Source organism: Actinomycetota bacterium (assembly GCA_035697485.1).
GTDB lineage: Bacteria > Actinomycetota > UBA4738 > UBA4738 > HRBIN12 > JAOUEA01.
In genome coordinates, this window is record DASSCU010000051.1 from 49,890 (window position 1) to 65,412 (window position 15,523).

The 15,523-nt window shown below is 69.7% G+C and carries 17 protein-coding genes; 6 read left to right on the plus strand and 11 right to left on the minus strand.

The features are described from left to right. Window positions 1-31: 31 nt before the first annotated feature. Window positions 32-700, plus strand: coding sequence for a DUF998 domain-containing protein (locus VFI59_13255; GenBank protein ID HET6714662.1), 669 nt, complete (start codon window positions 32-34; stop codon window positions 698-700). Here the strand turns inward: VFI59_13255 and VFI59_13260 are convergent. After that, complete coding sequence (locus VFI59_13260) at window positions 685-1,629, minus strand: bifunctional riboflavin kinase/FAD synthetase (GenBank protein HET6714663.1); 945 nt, start codon at window positions 1,627-1,629, stop codon at window positions 685-687. The genes VFI59_13255 and VFI59_13260 overlap by 16 nt on opposite strands. A 92-nt stretch (window positions 1,630-1,721) precedes the next feature. Between VFI59_13260 and VFI59_13265 the strand changes: the two genes are divergently transcribed. The 4 genes from VFI59_13265 to VFI59_13280 are packed head-to-tail and all read left to right on the plus strand — an operon-like array spanning window position 1,722 to window position 5,642. Beyond that, complete coding sequence (locus tag VFI59_13265; GenBank protein HET6714664.1) at window positions 1,722-2,636, plus strand: ABC transporter substrate-binding protein; 915 nt, start codon at window positions 1,722-1,724, stop codon at window positions 2,634-2,636. A 29-nt stretch (window positions 2,637-2,665) separates the two neighbouring features. Next, window positions 2,666-4,354 (plus strand): phosphatase PAP2 family protein, encoded by a 1,689-nt coding sequence (locus VFI59_13270; GenBank protein ID HET6714665.1) that lies wholly within the window; start codon window positions 2,666-2,668, stop codon window positions 4,352-4,354. Then, entirely contained in the window at window positions 4,351-4,917 is a 567-nt protein-coding gene (locus tag VFI59_13275) for a hypothetical protein (protein HET6714666.1), read from the plus strand. The genes VFI59_13270 and VFI59_13275 overlap by 4 nt, the downstream gene beginning before the upstream one ends. An 11-nt stretch (window positions 4,918-4,928) precedes the next feature. Beyond that, window positions 4,929-5,642 carry a phosphatase PAP2 family protein gene (locus VFI59_13280; protein ID HET6714667.1) on the plus strand — a complete coding sequence of 238 codons (714 nt, stop codon included), beginning with the start codon at window positions 4,929-4,931 and terminating at the stop codon, window positions 5,640-5,642. A gap of 11 nt (window positions 5,643-5,653) precedes the next feature. Here VFI59_13280 and VFI59_13285 read toward each other — a convergent pair whose 3' ends face one another. Beyond that, the gene (locus VFI59_13285; GenBank protein ID HET6714668.1) at window positions 5,654-6,778 is read right to left on the minus strand and encodes a lysylphosphatidylglycerol synthase transmembrane domain-containing protein; all 1,125 of its coding nucleotides are present in this window, start codon (window positions 6,776-6,778) and stop codon (window positions 5,654-5,656) included. Window positions 6,779-6,868: 90 nt separating this feature from the next. On the opposite strand from VFI59_13285, the gene VFI59_13290 reads away from it, so the two are divergent. After that, window positions 6,869-8,524 (plus strand): hypothetical protein, encoded by a 1,656-nt coding sequence (locus VFI59_13290; protein HET6714669.1) that lies wholly within the window; start codon window positions 6,869-6,871, stop codon window positions 8,522-8,524. Between the two features lie 6 nt (window positions 8,525-8,530). Here VFI59_13290 and truB read toward each other — a convergent pair whose 3' ends face one another. From truB to VFI59_13335, 9 genes are all read right to left on the minus strand, one after another. Next, window positions 8,531-9,400, minus strand: a complete 870-nt coding sequence (gene truB, locus VFI59_13295; protein ID HET6714670.1) for a tRNA pseudouridine(55) synthase TruB — start codon at window positions 9,398-9,400, stop codon at window positions 8,531-8,533. Further along, the gene (locus VFI59_13300) at window positions 9,397-10,377 is read right to left on the minus strand and encodes a bifunctional oligoribonuclease/PAP phosphatase NrnA (GenBank protein HET6714671.1); all 981 of its coding nucleotides are present in this window, start codon (window positions 10,375-10,377) and stop codon (window positions 9,397-9,399) included. The genes truB and VFI59_13300 overlap by 4 nt, the downstream gene beginning before the upstream one ends. Further along, window positions 10,374-10,730: a 30S ribosome-binding factor RbfA gene (rbfA, locus tag VFI59_13305; GenBank protein ID HET6714672.1), complete on the minus strand. Its 357-nt coding sequence runs from the start codon at window positions 10,728-10,730 to the stop codon at window positions 10,374-10,376. The genes VFI59_13300 and rbfA overlap by 4 nt, the downstream gene beginning before the upstream one ends. Before the next feature lie 19 nt (window positions 10,731-10,749). Next, complete coding sequence (locus VFI59_13310) at window positions 10,750-11,043, minus strand: DUF503 domain-containing protein (protein HET6714673.1); 294 nt, start codon at window positions 11,041-11,043, stop codon at window positions 10,750-10,752. Then, window positions 11,043-13,241 carry a translation initiation factor IF-2 gene (infB, locus tag VFI59_13315; protein HET6714674.1) on the minus strand — a complete coding sequence of 733 codons (2,199 nt, stop codon included), beginning with the start codon at window positions 13,239-13,241 and terminating at the stop codon, window positions 11,043-11,045. The genes VFI59_13310 and infB overlap by 1 nt, the downstream gene beginning before the upstream one ends. Continuing rightward, window positions 13,238-13,513, minus strand: a complete 276-nt coding sequence (locus VFI59_13320; GenBank protein HET6714675.1) for a YlxR family protein — start codon at window positions 13,511-13,513, stop codon at window positions 13,238-13,240. Before VFI59_13320 ends, infB begins: the two co-directional genes overlap by 4 nt. Continuing rightward, a complete protein-coding gene (gene nusA, locus VFI59_13325) occupies window positions 13,510-14,715 on the minus strand; it encodes a transcription termination factor NusA (GenBank protein HET6714676.1) in 1,206 nt (401 codons plus the stop codon). Before nusA ends, VFI59_13320 begins: the two co-directional genes overlap by 4 nt. Further along, a complete protein-coding gene (rimP, locus tag VFI59_13330) occupies window positions 14,712-15,179 on the minus strand; it encodes a ribosome maturation factor RimP (GenBank protein HET6714677.1) in 468 nt (155 codons plus the stop codon). The genes nusA and rimP overlap by 4 nt, the downstream gene beginning before the upstream one ends. 147 nt (window positions 15,180-15,326) lie before the next feature. Further along, on the minus strand, window positions 15,327-15,523 hold a 197-nt coding region (locus tag VFI59_13335; protein ID HET6714678.1), incomplete at its 5' end, for a His/Gly/Thr/Pro-type tRNA ligase C-terminal domain-containing protein.

Sequence of the window (15,523 nt, forward strand, 5' to 3'; positions counted from 1 at the left end):
CGCCCGACCGGCCGTGACTACCATGGCGACGATGCCTCCCCTCGGTGACCGCCTGCTCCAGGCGTGCGGCCTGGTCGGCCCCGTGTTGTTCACGACCGCGTGGATCGGCGCGAGTCGCCGCCAGCCCAGCTACTCGCCCGCGAACGAGCACATCAGCGGCCTCGCGGCCCCCGACGCCAGCGCGCCGTTCGTCATGACCGCAGGCTTCTGGGCGCTCGGCATCGGCGCGATCGGATTCGCGGCCTCGCTCGAACGTCGGCTCGGTGACGCCGGGAACGGGCCCACGCTGCTGGGCGCATCGGGGCTCGCGATCTGCGCCGCCGGGGGCATGCGTCGCGACCGCATGTCGAACTGGCCGATGCCGGGCGAGCCCATCGGACGCCAGTCGTGGATGAACGACGCCCACGACCTCGCCTCGGTGATCGGACACGTCTGCGCGACGGCCGGACTCCTGTCACTCGCGGCTCGCCTGCGCCGCGAACCCGAACTGCGGGACCTGGCCCTGCCGGCTGCGGGAGCGGCGATCGGCTCGAGCGGGGTGATGTCGTACTTCGCCCGGGACGTGGTGCGCCCGGGCAACGGCATCGTGCAGCGGGTCGGCATCACGATCCCGTTGGCCTACATGATGCGGCTCGCGTGGCGCCTGCTGCGGGAGGATCGGGCGGGTCGCCGACCCCGCGACGGTCACCGGTCGAGCTGATCGTCGTGCACGATCGCCCGCGTGCGTTCGACGTCGTCGGCGATCGCCGCGATCAGCTCGTCGATCGACTCGTACTGGATCTCGTCGCGCAGACGCTCCCAGAACTCGATCGCGAGCGGCTCCCCGCGGAGCTCGTCACCCTCGAAATCGAGCAGGAAAGCTTCGACGTGCAGCGGCTCCACGCCGAACGTGGGGTTCGTGCCGACGTCGATCGCGGCCCGGTACCGGCGACCTCTGAGTTCGGCCACGCCCGCGTAGATCCCCTGCCCCGGCAGCATCAGGCGCGGCCAGGTCCGCAGGTTCGCCGTCGGGAAGCCGAGCCCCTTGCCGCGACCGTGCCCCGAGATCACCTCGCCGTCGAGCACGAAGCGCCGCCCGAGCGCCTCGGCCGGCCACGTCAGTTCGCCCGCGGCCAGGGCGTCGCGGATCGACGATGACGATACCGTGCGTCCATGGAGCTCGAACAGCGGCACCCCCTCGGCGGTCAAGCCGTACCGGGCCCCCATCTCGGACAGCATCGCGACCGTGCCCGCTGCCTTGTAGCCGAACGTGAAGTTCGCACCCATCGCCGCGTGCCGTGCGTGCACGCCGTCGACGAGCACGGTGCGGACGAAGTCCTCCGCGAGGATGTGCGAGAACTCCGGGGTGAACTCGAGCACCAGAAGAACATCGAGCCCACTCGCTCCGATGAGCGCCGCCTTTCGATCGACCGTGGTCAGCAGACGAGGTTCGTTGCCCGGGGTCAGGATCTCGCGAGGGTGGCGGTCGAAGGTGATGCCGATCGAACCGATGCCGCGGTCGCGGGCCCGAGCGACCGTGGTGTCGATCACCGACCGGTGCCCGAGGTGGACGCCGTCGAAGAAGCCGACGGTCACGACCGAGGGTGCCTCCAGCAGCGGCAACGCATCGAACCCATGCACGACCTGCATCGCGCGAGAGCCTAGCCGACGTCCCCCTGTGCCTGTCCCACGCGACACCCGGGCGCGACCCCCCGGCCCGTCGCTGGAGTACGGTTCTCGGCATGGGCGCGAGGACGATGGGTGTGCTGCTGGTCATGATCACGGCGTCGATCGCCGCATGTGGGCCGGCGACACCGGTGGACCACACGCTCGAGGACGATGCGATCACGATCGCGTCCTTCGACTTCGACGAGAGCGAGACGATCGCCGAGGTCTACGCCGGCGCGCTGCGAGCCCAGGGCTTCGAGGTCCGACACCTCCGCCGCGTCGGAGCACGAGAGGTCGTGCTGCCGGCGCTCGAGCGGGGATTGATCGAGATCGTGCCCGAGTACGCCGGAAGCGCGGTCGCGTTCTTGGGGGGTCGGCCCTCGGTCGACCCGGACTCGTCGCTGGCGACGCTGCGCGTCTCGCTCGGCTCCCGCGACATCGAAGTTCTCGACCCGGCTCCCGCCCAGAGCAGGAACGGCCTCGTGGTCACGACCGAGACCGCGACGGAGCATGCGCTGCGAACGGTGAGCGACCTGCGAAAGGTCGCCTCCGCAATGACGCTCGGAGGACCGCCTGAGTGCCCCGAGCGAGACCTCTGCCTGCTCGGCCTCACCCAGACCTACGGCCTGGAGTTCGCGTCGTTCCTACCCCTCGACGCGGGCGGACCGATCACGGCTGCTGCGGTCCAGCAGGGGACGGTGGACGTCGGGGTGCTGTTCACGAGCGACGGAAGCCTCGCGGAGCACGGGCTCGTGCTGCTGCAGGACGATCGGCGCCTACAGCCTGCGGAGAACGTGACGCCGCTCGTGCGACGTGACGCCGTGGAACGCTTCGGCCCCGAACTGACCGAGGCGATCGACGCGGTGTCGGCCGAGCTGACCACCACCGAGCTCCGATCGCTCAACGCCCTCGTCAGCTCGGGCGTCGCTCCGGCCGTGGCGGCGGCCAGATGGTTGGACGAGCACCACCTCGGGAACGCCTCCGGGTAGCATCGCGCGGACGAGGGAAGAGGAACGAGATGGACGCCGCCGAGCGGACGACCGAGACCACCCACGAGCATCGACGACGCCAGCTCGGTCCCGACGTGCGGCGGCGCCCCTCGGGCGAGGCGCCGCCACTGCCGCGGGAGCTCGGGAAGAGCGGGAAGTTCTGGCTGTTCATGGCTGCCTACTTCCTGGCCACGGTGATCGGCATCGTGCTGTTCGAGCCGTCAGAACGCCTCTTCGAGCGGGTCGACACGGCGGTGCTGCGATGGTTCGCCTCGTGGCGCGCTGAGCCTCTCACCGACGTCATGGAGATGATCGCCCTCCTCACGTCCCGGTGGGCGATCCGCATCCTGCGATGGGGCACGATCGCGACGCTGATCGTGGTCCGCCGGTGGCGTCACCTGCTCGTGTTCATCGGCGCCCTGATCGTCGAGGCCTTCGTGACGTACGGGCTGACACTGGCGATCCACCGGCCGCGGCCGCTCGACGTGATCACGATCGGGCCGTGGCAGGACTTCGGGATGCCGTCGAGGCAGCTCGCCGGCCTCGCCGTCACCCTGGTCGGCATCACGTACTCGTTGATCCCGCACGGACGGTGGCGAGAGGCCTCGAAGTGGGCCACCGGAGGCGTGCTCCTGGTCGTCGGCATCGCTCGGGTCTACCTCGCGGTCGACCACCCCACCGACGCGATCTTCGGCGCCGTGCTGGGGGTCGCGATCGGGCTCACTGCGTTCCGCTGGTTCGCGCCGAACGACGTCTTCCCGGTGACCTATCGACGCGGGAAGTCGGCGCATCTCGACGTCGGAGGCCGACGGGGTGAAGCGATCGCCACCGCCGTCCGCGATCAGCTCGGCTACCGCGTGCTCGACGTGGAACCCGTGGGGTTGGAAGGGTCTGGCGGCTCAACGCCCTTGCGATTGCGAGTACGCGAGGAAGGCTCCGGCACGGAGCGGGTGCTGTTCGCGAAGCTGTACGCGAAGAACCACGTCCGCGCCGATCGCTGGTACAAGCTCGGACGCACGATCTTGTACGGCAAGCTCGAGGACGAGACCCCGTTCCAGACGGTGCGCCGGTTCGTGGAGTACGAGGACTACACGCTCAGGCTGATGGAGGATCTCGACCTGCCCGTGCCGCGCCCGTACGGCGTCGTCGAGATCACCCCCGAACGCGAGTACATGATCGTGATGGAGTTCTTCGTCGGTGCCGTCGAGATCGGCGAGGCGGAGGTCGACGACCGCGTGATCGACCAAGGACTGCGGCTCGTGCGCGAGATGTGGGACGAGGGTCTGGCCCACCGTGACATCAAGCCCGCCAACCTCATGGTGCTCGGCGGAGACCTGAAGCTGATCGACGTCTTCTTCGTGCAGGTACGGCCCTCCCCCTGGCGTCAGGCCGTCGACCTCGCGAACATGATGATGGTCCTCGGCCTGCGCTCCGACGCGCAACGCGTGTACGAGCACGCCTTGCGCTTGTTCACTCCGGAGGAGATCGCGGAGGCATTCTCCGCGACCCGAGGCGTGGCGAGCCCCACCCAGCTACGCACGATGATGAAGGAGGACGGCCGCGACCTGCTGGCCGAGTTCCAGGCGCTCGCGCCCGAACGGGAGCCGATGAAGATCCAACGATGGAGCGTCCGGCGCATCCTGCTCACGATCGGGGTGGTGCTCGTGGCGTTCATCGTGCTCGGGTTGTTGGTGTCGAACTGGACGGTGTTCGCGTGAGGTGGCCCACGATCGCGCTCTCGATCACGCTGATGTCGGGAGCGATCGCGTGTTCGGCGGACATCCCGCAACAGCCGGTCTGCGCCCACCTCGACGGCTCGATCCTCGTCCTGGAGGCTCAGTCGGTGCCCTCGGCCACCCGGATCCCCTGCATCGCCGAGCTCCCGATCGGATGGCGGTTCGCCGGGTCGCTCATACGCGACAGCGGGACCACGCTCTGGCTCGACCACGACCGAGCCGGGGTCCACGCCGTCGAGATCGCGCTGATGGCGAGCTGTGACGTCAGCGAGGCCGTGGAGGTCCCCCCGGCACCCGACGAGATCGGCATGCGGACGTACCAGTTGCCCGAGAGTCTCGATCCGTTCGTCGGATCGCGGATGCTCCTCTTCGACGGCGGGTGCATCGTGTATCGCTACCGCTTCGCTCAGGGCTCTGAACCCGCCCTCGTGATCGAGGCCGATCGCGCCGTGTCGACGCTGCCGCGGGCAACGATCGTGTCCGAGGTCCGTCGCGATCTCGACCTCACGGTCTGCGGGGCCGGGGCGCCACCGTGCGCAGGCTAGTCTCGCCGACGATGCTGACCGATCACCGACGAGCCTTCCGCTTCTCCCTCGGCCTGCTCGCGTGCCTCGCCTTCATGCTCGTCGCGGTGGGGCGCCATCCCGAGGAGCTGGCGCCGTTGACCACGGTGTCGTTCATCGGCGAGTTCGACGCCACGGTCGAGCGCTGGGCAGACGACGTGCGTGTCGGCGTGCTCACTGGGTTCTTCACGTTCCTGAGCATCGTGGGCGGCGGCCTCGTCACGATCCCCCTCCGCATCGTGGTCGCGACGTGGCTGCTCTTCCGGCGGCGATGGGTGGCGTTCTCGACCTTCGTGCTCGCGTGGGTCGCGTCGGAGGCGGTGCTCACGTGGCTGAAGATCTTCTTCCACCGGGGGCGTCCGCCTGACCCCCTCGTGGAGACGAACGGGTTCTCGTTCCCGTCGGGGCATGCCGTGGCCGGCGCCGCGCTCGCCGTCTCCCTGGTGCTGGTGTTCTTCCCACCCGGGCAGCGGCGCCGCAAATGGGAGCTGCTCGCGGTCGGGTTCACGTTCGTGATGGCGCTGTCACGGGTCTACCTGTCGGCGCACTGGTTCTCCGACGTGGTGACCGGCGTGCTGCTCGGCACCGGCATCGCGATCGGCTCCGCAGCCCTCGTGACCGAGGTGACGAACGCTCTCAGTGCTCGAGGTGTGATCCCACGGCCGCCGACGCCGCCCGGCGACCCGCTCGACCCCCGGCTGTCCTGATGCCTCGGGGCCTAGGCCGGAGACGCCTGCTGCTCTGCGTCGCTCGGTGACTCCCGCCGCCAGTCCTTCTTGGCCTTCCAGATCAGGTAGGTGAACGCCCCGAGCGGGATCTGGATGCCGTAGGTCAAGGCACGGAACATCAACACCGCGGCGACGATGGCCGCCTTCTCGCCATCCGGCGCCGCGGCGGCGAGACCACCGATGTAGCCGAGGTCGATCACCCCGACCCCTCCCGGGGTGATCGGCACGGCGGTGAGCAGCCGGCTGAACGAGAACACCGCGAACACCTGGGCGGCGCTCACGTCCTGCTCGGACACCCCCATATTCCGCAGGGAGAGCAGCAACACCAAGTAGAGGGCGACCTGGCTCAGGATCGTCGTGAGCGTCAGACGCACCCAACGACGCTCCACCAGCCCGATCGTGTCGGCCCGGAACATGACCGCCCGATCGCCCGAGTCGGTCCTCGCCGGCTTCCCGAACAGCTTCAGGAAGAACGAGAGGATCCGGCCGAACCCATCGCCGATACGACGGGCGAAACGCTCGCTCACGAAGAGCGCCGAGAGCAGGCCGACCGCGATCGCCAGCACGATCACCCCGACGACCGCCGCGACCACGTAGGCGGACCCACTCTCCCCGGCGATCACGAGGAAGACGAGCGAGATCACCGGCAGCGCGAGCTTCACGAAGATGTTCCAGATCCCCGTCACGCCGACGTACAGCGCGACGTCCGTGCCCGTGAACCCCCACGATTTGAGGATCGTGTACGTGAGGCCGACCGCGATCGCCCCGCCCCCCGGCAGCGTGTTCGCAACCGACGTCGTGGTCTGCGTGAGCACCGCCGCCCGGCTCAGCCTCAGGCCAGGGAGGGCGGCCATGTTCGCCCACCAGTAGGTGAACAGGTTGAAGACCGTGGCCGCGATCAGGGAGAGCAGCTCCAGTCCGGTGAGCGACTCGAACGCCTTCCAGACCGCGGAATAGTCGGCGACCTTCGGGATCGCGAAGAAGAAGATGCCCCCGACGATGAGGAGGGAGATGACGCCCGACACGATCCGCCTGGCCGGCGAGTGCTTCTTCGCGGCGTTGGCGGTTCCGTCGGCCGTCGACTCCTCCGCAACGGCGGCGGCAGGCTCGGTCATCGGGTGAGGATAGCGCGCCCCGACCGGAAGGACCTCCGCACCGTGCGCGGGACCCACTCGCCGGGCGCCACTCCGCTAGGCTCCCGCCTGATGGAACGGCAGGCCACGACCTCGACCGCGCCCTCGTCCGCCGGGCGCGTGCATCGCCAGCGTCGGCCCTCGGGCGAGCCACCGCCACTCCCGCGCCCGTCGGGTTCGGCCCGGTGGTGGTGGGCGCTGGTGGGCGTGGTGCTGCTCGGCGTCGCGATCGAGCTCTGGGTCGCCAACTCCGACCAGCCGCACGCGTTCGGCGATGCGGTCCTCCGTGCCTTCGAGGACATCCGTACGCCTGTCCTCACCGACTTCGCCAAGCTGATCGCCGTGCTCACCACGTTCGGCGCCGTCCAGATCCTCCGGGTCGTGTTGGCGGGCGTGTTGGTCGTGACCAAGCGCTTCCGCCACCTGGTGGTGGCGCTCGCCACGTTCGTGGTCAGTGACTGGCTGGTGCTGACCTTCCTCGATGTGCAGCGCCCACCCGGAGACGTCGCTCCCCTGATCGACGCGACGGACTTCCGCTTCCCGTCATGGCCGATGACCGCCTTCGCGATCACGATGTTCGCGATGCCGTTCGTCCTGGCCCCGGCCGGCCGGGCAAGGAAGCGCGCGATGATCGCCGCCTGGATCGTGGTGGTGCTGGTCGCGCTCTCGCGCCTGTATCTCGCGGCGGACTACCCGTCGAACGTCGCCTACGCGGCGCTCCTCAGCTGGGTGCTGTCCGAGACGTTGTTCCGATGGTTCGTGCCCGACGAGTCGTTCCCCGTGAGCTACCGGCATGGCGGGAACGCCGCGCACCTCGACCTCGGAGGGGCGCGAGCCGAGGCCGTGAAGCACGCCATGGCCGACCAGGTCGGGCTCGAGGTGACCGAGGTGGAGCCGTTCGGGCTCGAGGGCTCGGGCGGATCGTCCCCGCTCCGCATGACGCTCGCCGACGGATCGCGGGTCTTCGGCAAGATCTACGCGACCAGTCACGTGCGAGCCGACCGCTGGTACCGCGTGGGGCGCACGATCCTCTACGGCAAGCTCGAGGACGAGACCCCCTTCGGATCGGTGCGCAGGCTGGCCGAGTACGAGGACTACGCTCTGCGCTACCTCGCGATGAACGACGTCACCGTGGCCCACACGTGGGGCATCGTGGAGCTGACGCCGAACCGCGAGTACATGCTCGTCACGGAGTTCTTCGAGGACGCGAAGAACCTCGGCGACTCCGAGATCGACGACGTCGTGATCGACGAGGGCCTGCATCTGATCCGCCAGTTCTGGGCCATCGGGATCGCTCACCGCGACATCAAGCCCGCGAACCTGCTGGTGCAGCACGGGCACCTGCAGCTGGTCGATGTCTCCGGCCTCGAGGTTCGTCCGACGCCGTGGCGCCAGGCGGTCGACCTCGCCAACATGATGCTCACCCTCGCGCTGCAGACCGACCCCGACCGTGTTTACGAGCGCGCCACCGCCGTCTTCACGCCGGACGAGATCGCCGAAGCCTTCGCCTGCGCCGTCGGCATGGCGGTGCCGACCGAGCTCTCCAGCCGGCTGAAGCAGGACCCTCGGCCGATCATGGACCGGTTCGAGGAGCTCGCCCCTCCGCACGAGCCGGTGTCGATCCAGACCTGGGATCTGCAGCGCATCGCCCTGACGGCCGCCGTCGTGGTCGGGGGACTCGTCCTCCTCGCGATGGCGATCGATTCGCTCTTCGCCGGACTGGACTGAGCCTGCTCAGCCAGGCACCAACACGACGAGCGGCTTCGCTTTGGGTCCGTCGTCCTCGAACACCGCGATCAGCCGTCCGTCGGGGTCGAGCACGGCGTACGGGCCGTCGATCCCCGCGGGCGCGAGGACGCGGCCGTGTCCCGCCGCCCGGGCCTCCTCGGCGTCGATACGCACGGAGGGGAGATGAGCGACGGTTTGCTCGATCGGCAGTGGCGCTCCAGGGTCGTCCGGATCGGTCGCGTCCGCGACGTCGAACGGTCCGATCGCGGTGCGTCGCAACGCCGTGAGGTGAGCCCCACACCCGACGGCCGCCCCGACGTCGGCTGCGAGCACCCGCACGTAGGTCCCCCCACCGCAGGTGACCCCGAGGTCGACGTCGTCGCCCCGCCGAGCCCGTACCTCGAAGCGGTCGACCCTGATCGGACGCGGCGCGGCCTCGAGCACGTCCCCCGTCCGGGCGGCCTCATAGAGCTTGCGACCTCTTACCTTGACGGCCGAGTATGCGGGAGGGCGCTGCATCGACGCACCGACGAGCGACGCGACGGCGGCCGCCAGACGATCATCGTCGACCGAGACCGGCTCGACCCTTGTGACCTCCCCGTCGGCGTCCAGGGTCGTGGTCTCGATGCCCAGGCGCATCGTGGCCTCGTACGTCTTGGGCAGGTCGCCGAGGAAGCGGAGGAGCCGGGTGGCCCGGCCGACGCCCATGACCAGCAGTCCCGTTGCCATCGGGTCGAGGGTGCCCGAGTGGCCGACCTTCCTCGTGCCGAGGGCCCGGCGAACCTTCGCCACGGCGTCGTGCGACGTGATACCCGCCGGCTTGTCGACGAGCAGCAGCCCTTCGGGTCCGCCCTCGGTGTCGGGGCGCAAGCTCACGCGGGAACGGGCTCGCCCCGGAGCGCCTTCGCGAGACGGTCGACGGTCTCGGCCGGACCGTGGGTCGACGTGTATCCGGCAGCGAGCCGGTGGCCGCCGCCGCCGAAGGCCGCCGCGACCTTCGCGAGATCGTGCCCGCCGCGCGAGCGCGCACTCACCTTGAAGCGACCGTCCTTCTGCTGCTTCACGATCGCCGCCACATCGACGTCGCGCGCCGTTCGGATCACGTCGATCAGGTCGTCGGTCTCGGCCGGGTGCACGCCCGCCTCCTGCAGGTCGGCCTGGGTGAGGTAGGTCCAGACGAGGTCGGCGTCGGCGACGTGCTCGAGCCGTCCCAACGCCACTCCGACGAGTTGCAGGTAGGTGGCGGGATTGTCCTCGTAGAGCGCCTGCACGAGCCGGGCGTGATCGAACGGGTGCTCGCGGAGCCGGGCGGCGATACGCAGCGTCGCGGGGGTGGTGGCCTCGTACTGGAACTTGCCCGTGTCGGTGACCAGGCCGGCGTACAGGCAGACCGCCGTCTCGTCGGGCATGTCACCGCCCATCGTCTCGATCAAACGGAAGACCATCTCGCAGGTCGACGAGGCCTCGGGATCGTTGAGAGGGATCGAGCCCAGCCCGTCGTTCGACCGGTGATGGTCGATCCAGATCACCTCGCCCGCCCGGTTCGCGACGTGCCCGAGTTGAGCGAGCCGGTCGAACGCGGCGCAGTCGCACGTGACCATCACCGCGGGTTCCTTCGGGAACTCCTTCGCCGGGACCAACCGCTCGGCGCCGGGCAGCATCTCGGCCCATCGCGGGAGTTCGAGCGGTTCGTTCGGGTACGAGCAGACGGTTTCGACCCCTCGCGACCGCAGGAAGGCGGCGAGCCCGAGCATCGAGCCGAGGGCGTCCGCGTCGGGGTTCACGTGACAGGCGAGCGCGACCTCGGTCGCGTCGGCGAGCACCTGGGCGGCGCGCTCGAAGTCCGGAGTCATCGCTCGTCCTCCGCGCGATGAAGACCAGCGATCAGCTCGTCGATGCGCCGACCCTGCTCGTAGGTGGTGTCTTCCTCGAACTCGAGCTCGGGCAAGTACTTGAGACGTACCTGCCGCCCGATCACCGCCCGTAGGTGCGGTCGAGCGGAGCGCAGGGCTGCACGCGTGCCGGCCTTCGCCTTGTCATCGCCCATCGACGTGTACGCCACCCGGGCGTGTCGCAGGTCGGGGGAGACCTTCACGCCCACGACGGTGACGAACCCCACGCGGGGATCCTTCAGCTTCGGGATCTCCTCGGCGAGGATCTCTCGGAATTCCTCGCCGACGCGATCGATGCGAGCGCCCTGGGTCATCACTTCAGCCTACCGGCGCTCAGTCGTCCGGGGCGTGCACCGTCACATCGACCTGGAGAACCTCGACCGCGGGCCACGTGTCGACGAATCGCTCGATCTCGCCGACGACCTTCCGCAGGTGGTACTCCTGGGCGCCGGCCACCGCGATCGCGATCGAGGCCCGTTGCCACAGGTCCTGGTGGTCGACCTCGGCCACGGAGACGTTGAATCGTTGCCGGAGCGCCGCGGTCAGCGCCTTCACGACGTGGCGTTTCTGCTTCAGGGAGTGGCTATCGCGGATACGCAGGTCGAAGCGCTGCAGCGCGACGAACATCAGATCGTGCGGGCCACCTCGCGCACCTCGAAGGCCTCGATCACGTCGCCCTCCTTGAGGTCTTGGTACCCCTCGATCCCGATGCCGCACTCGTACCCGGCGGCCACGTCCTTCACGTCGTCCTTGAACCGACGCAGCGATCCGATCTTGCCCTCGTAGACGACGATGCCGTCGCGCACGAGTCGCACGCGGGCGTCACGCGGGATCGTGCCCTGGGTGACGTAGCAGCCGGCCACGACCCCGAGCCTCGGCACCCGGAACGTCTGGCGCACCTCGGCCTGCCCGAGCTCGTGCTCCTGCTTCTCGGGAGGCAGCATGCCCGAGAGCGCGGACTTGATGTCGTCGATCGCGTCGTAGATCACCCGGTACGTGCGGATGTCGACCCCTTCCCGATCGGCGAGGTCGACGGCCTGCTTGTCGGGGCGCACGTTGAACCCGATCACGATCGCGTCGGACGCCATCGCGAGCGACACGTCGTTCTCCGTGATCCCGCCCGCGGCGCTGCGCACGATGTTCACGCGCACCTCGTCCTGCGGCAGCTTGAGGAACGCATCGGTCAACGCCCCCAGCGAGCCCTGCACGTCGGCCTTGACCACGAGGTTGAGCTCCGGGATCTCGGCCCGTTCGGCTTGGCGCAACAGGTCGGAGAGGGTCGGCGGTCGGCTGATCACGAGCTCGGCCGCCCGGGCCTTCGCCTCACGCTCGCTGGCGACGTGACGCGCCTCGCGCTCGTCGGCGACCTCGCGGAACTCGTCGCCGGACGCGGGGACGGCCTCCCACCCCAGCAGCTGCACCGGCTTCGACGGCCCCGCCACTTCGAGGGCGGTGCCGTTCTCGTCCTGCATCGCGCGGATCTTGCAGTAGGTGGTGCCGGAGACCAGGGCGTCGCCGATGTCGAGGGTGCCGCGCTGCACGAGCACGGTCGCGACGGGGCCCCGACCCTTGTCGAGGTGAGCCTCGATCACGGTGCCGCGTGCCCGGCCTGTGGGCACGCCCTTGAGCTCCTCGAGATCGGCGACGAGCAGGATCGTCTCGAGCAGCGTGTCGAGGTTCGTCTTCGCCTTGGCCGAGACGTCGACGAACTCGGTATCGCCGCCCCACTCCGACGGCACCAGGCTCCGCTCGACCAGCTGCTGACGCACGCGCGTCGGGTCGGCCGACTCCTTGTCGACCTTGTTCACGGCGACGACGATCGGCACCTCGGCCGCCTTCGCGTGGTCGAGGGCCTCGATCGTCTGCGGCATCACCCCGTCGTCGGCCGCCACGACCAGCACCGCGATGTCGGTCACCTGCGCGCCGCGGGCGCGCATCGCGGTGAAGGCCTCGTGGCCGGGGGTGTCGATGAACGTGATGTCGCGGTCGCCCACGTGCGCCTGATAGGCGCCGATGTGCTGCGTGATGCCGCCGAACTCGCCGGCCACGACGTCGGTCTCGCGGATCGCGTCGAGCAGCTTCGTCTTCCCGTGGTCGACGTGCCCCATCACGGTGACCACCGGGGGTCGTGGGACGAGCAGCGCCTCGTCGGCCTCCTCGTCGGCCTCCTCGGCGACGAGCTCGTCCTCGAGGCCGATGATCTCGGCTTCCATGCCGAGCTCGTCCGCGACCAGTGCGATGGCCTCATCGGACAACGACGTGGTCGCCGTCGCCATCTCCTTGGCCATGAAGAGGATCTTCACGATGTCGGCGGGGCCTTTGCCGACCTTCTCGGCGATGTCTTGCGGCGTCGCACCTCGCACGACCCGAAGCGTGGGCACGGCCGGCTCGGCCGGTGTGCGAGCGACGCGAGGCGGTCTCCTGGCGCCCGTGGGCGTCGGCGTGGGCGTCGGCTCGACGACGGGTTCGGTGGCCGTTGCGGCCGCAGCCGCCGGGGCGGCCGCCGTGGGAGCCACCGGGGTCGGCGCCGCGGGTGCGGGCTGCTCGGCCGACTCCTCACTCGTGGCGGCCGCGACCTCGGGCTGGGCAGGGGCGGGTTCCTTCTTCGCCTTGGCCTTCGGCTTGCGCGGGGCCGGGGGCGGCTCGAGCACCTCGCGTCGCTTCGGTGCCTCGGTGGCCTTCCCACCCGAGGCCCGCAACCTCGGCACGAGGTCCTCGGGCACGCTGGACGAGGCGGACTTGCCCGCCACACCCATCTGCTCCAACGTCACCAGCAACTCCTTGCTGGTGACCCCGAGTTCCTTCGCCAGTTCGTGGACCCTCACGCCGCTCCCATCCGCTCGATCTCGTGCATCAGCCTACCGACTTCGTCAGTACCCAGACCCGTGCGCAGCGCCCTGCCCAGCACCCCGGAGCGGCCCGCCGCCGCGAGGCACGCCGGGTCACGATGCACGTACGCACCGCGCCCGGGGGCGGTCCCGGCACGATCGATCCCCGGTCCCTCGGTCGAGACGGCGACCCGCACCAGCGCGGACTTCGGCGCCCGCTCGCGACACCCGACGCAGGTGCGGATCGGCTCGCGTGGCACGGTGTTCACTCCGTGACCGGCGCCTCCTCGGCTGCCTCGGCGGGGGCGTCGGGTTCGACGGACTCGGGAGCGGCCTCGGCGGGCTCGGACGGCTCGGACACGACCTCGTCGGCGGCCGGTTCAGCAGGGGCGGCCTGCGCGGCGGCCGCGGCGGTGCCCGCGCGCGCCTCGTCGGCCACTTGGGTCTCCGACTTGATGTCGATGCGCCAGCCGGTCAGGCGAGCGGCCAGGCGCGCGTTCTGCCCTTCCTTCCCGATCGCGAGCGAGAGCTGGTAGTCGGGCACGATCACCATGGCCGTGCCCGTGCTCTCGTCGATGCGGACCTCCTTCACCTTGGCCGGCTGCAACGCGTTCGCGACGAACTCGGCCGAGTTGTCGGACCAGGGCACGACGTCGATCTTCTCGCCGCGCAGCTCGTTGACCACCATGCGAACGCGCGAGCCCTTGGGGCCCACGCATGCGCCCACGGGGTCGACCCCCGGCTCGTTCGAGAGGACCCCGATCTTCGATCGGTGCCCGGGCTCTCGCGCGACGGCTTTGATCACGACGATGCCCTCCTCGACCTCGGGCACCTCCATCGCGAACAACGCCTTCAGCAACCCCGGGTGCGACCGACTCACGACGATCTGCGGACCCTTCGTGCCCTTTCGCACTTCGGTGATGTAGGCCTTGAGACGCTCGCCGTGGCGGTACGGCTCGGTCGGCACCTGCTCGGCCTGCGGCAACAGGGCCTCGACCTTCCCGAGGTCGAGCAGGGTGTATCGGCGCTCCTGCTGCTGCACGATGCCCGTGACAACGTCGCCCTCGCGACCGGCGAACTCCTCGTAGGTCATCTCGCGCTCGGCGTCGCGGAGCTTCTGGAAGATCACCTGCTTCGCGGTCTGGGCGCCGATGCGCCCCTTGAAGTCGTCGGTGACCTCGACCTCTTCCTCACCGAGCACCTTCATCTCGAGGGTCGGCTCGGCGCCTTCCTCGGTCGGCGGCACCTCGATCTCCTCGAGGTCCTGCTTCCACATGCGCAGGTCGCCGCTCTCGGAGTCGATCTCGGCCCGGAAGCCCACGAAGTCGTCGTCGGCGTCGGGGTTCTCCTGCTTCCACCAGGTCTTGTAGGCGGAGGCCATCGCCTCCTCGAGCCCTTGCAGGATCGTCTCGAAGGCGACGCCCTTCTCTCGTTCCAGTTCCCGCAATGCGGCGATCATCTCGGCGTTCATGCGTTGCTCCCCTTCAGTTCGGCGCTCCAGTCGACGACCGTTCGCGCCGACGCGATGGCGGCGTGCGGCAGGCGGCGCTCGTCGCCGTCGACCTCGAGGGTGATGCCCTCGTCGTCGGCGGCTCGCAGCGTGCCCGTGTGGGTCCTCGATCCGGCCATGGGCGTCGTCGTCTTCACCTGCACCTGCTGTCCCACCGTGCGCCGGAAGTGCTCCGGCCGTCGCAGGGGGCGTTCGAGCCCCGGCGACGAGACCTGCAGGTCGTACGGGCCCGTCTCGTAGCCCACCTCGTCGAGGTGGCGCGAGACGCGCTCGGAGAGCCGGCTCAGCGTGTCGATATCGATCCCGCCGGGGCGCTCGACGGTGACCCGCAGGACCTTGCGGCCCCCGTCACGACCGCGGGTCACGTCGTACAGCTCGAAGCCTTCGGCCTCGACCAGGGGCGCGAGCAGCGCTTCCACATCCATCGCTCGGCCCTCCCTTACGAACGAGAAGGTGGGCGCGAGCCCACCTCCGAACACACCTCTGCGACTCCTGTCCGACCCCGAGTATACCCACGACCTGCGGAAACGCCCCGGGGGTGGTCGAGGCGCCGTCGGATGCGGGCGCGCGAGCTAGCCGGTCGCCGCGTCGCTGTGGCCGGGCTGGCGCCCGAGCAGCTCCCGGACCGCGGCCACGACACCGTCGAGGGGGGCGCTCGAACGCTCGCCGGTCGCGCGCAGCTTCAGCTCGACCTGCTGTGCGGCCAGCCCCTTCTTGCCCACGATCACCTGGACCGGGTAGCCGATCAGGTCCGCGTCGGCGAACTTCA

What these genes read in the sequence shown, in the direction of transcription:
- VFI59_13280 (HET6714667.1), top strand. Translation starts at nt 4,929, where the DNA reads ATGCTGACCGATCACCGACGAGCCTTCCGCTTCTCCCTCGGCCTGCTC.
- VFI59_13260 (HET6714663.1), bottom strand. Translation starts at nt 1,629, where the DNA reads ATGCAGGTCGTGCATGGGTTCGATGCGTTGCCGCTGCTGGAGGCACCC.
- VFI59_13255 (HET6714662.1), top strand. Translation starts at nt 32, where the DNA reads ATGCCTCCCCTCGGTGACCGCCTGCTCCAGGCGTGCGGCCTGGTCGGC.
- VFI59_13300 (HET6714671.1), bottom strand. Translation starts at nt 10,377, where the DNA reads ATGACTCCGGACTTCGAGCGCGCCGCCCAGGTGCTCGCCGACGCGACC.
- VFI59_13285 (HET6714668.1), bottom strand. Translation starts at nt 6,778, where the DNA reads ATGACCGAGCCTGCCGCCGCCGTTGCGGAGGAGTCGACGGCCGACGGA.
- nusA (HET6714676.1), bottom strand. Translation starts at nt 14,715, where the DNA reads ATGAACGCCGAGATGATCGCCGCATTGCGGGAACTGGAACGAGAGAAG.
- rbfA (HET6714672.1), bottom strand. Translation starts at nt 10,730, where the DNA reads ATGACCCAGGGCGCTCGCATCGATCGCGTCGGCGAGGAATTCCGAGAG.
- VFI59_13290 (HET6714669.1), top strand. Translation starts at nt 6,869, where the DNA reads ATGGAACGGCAGGCCACGACCTCGACCGCGCCCTCGTCCGCCGGGCGC.
- rimP (HET6714677.1), bottom strand. Translation starts at nt 15,179, where the DNA reads ATGGATGTGGAAGCGCTGCTCGCGCCCCTGGTCGAGGCCGAAGGCTTC.
- VFI59_13270 (HET6714665.1), top strand. Translation starts at nt 2,666, where the DNA reads ATGGACGCCGCCGAGCGGACGACCGAGACCACCCACGAGCATCGACGA.
- VFI59_13310 (HET6714673.1), bottom strand. Translation starts at nt 11,043, where the DNA reads ATGTTCGTCGCGCTGCAGCGCTTCGACCTGCGTATCCGCGATAGCCAC.
- VFI59_13265 (HET6714664.1), top strand. Translation starts at nt 1,722, where the DNA reads ATGGGCGCGAGGACGATGGGTGTGCTGCTGGTCATGATCACGGCGTCG.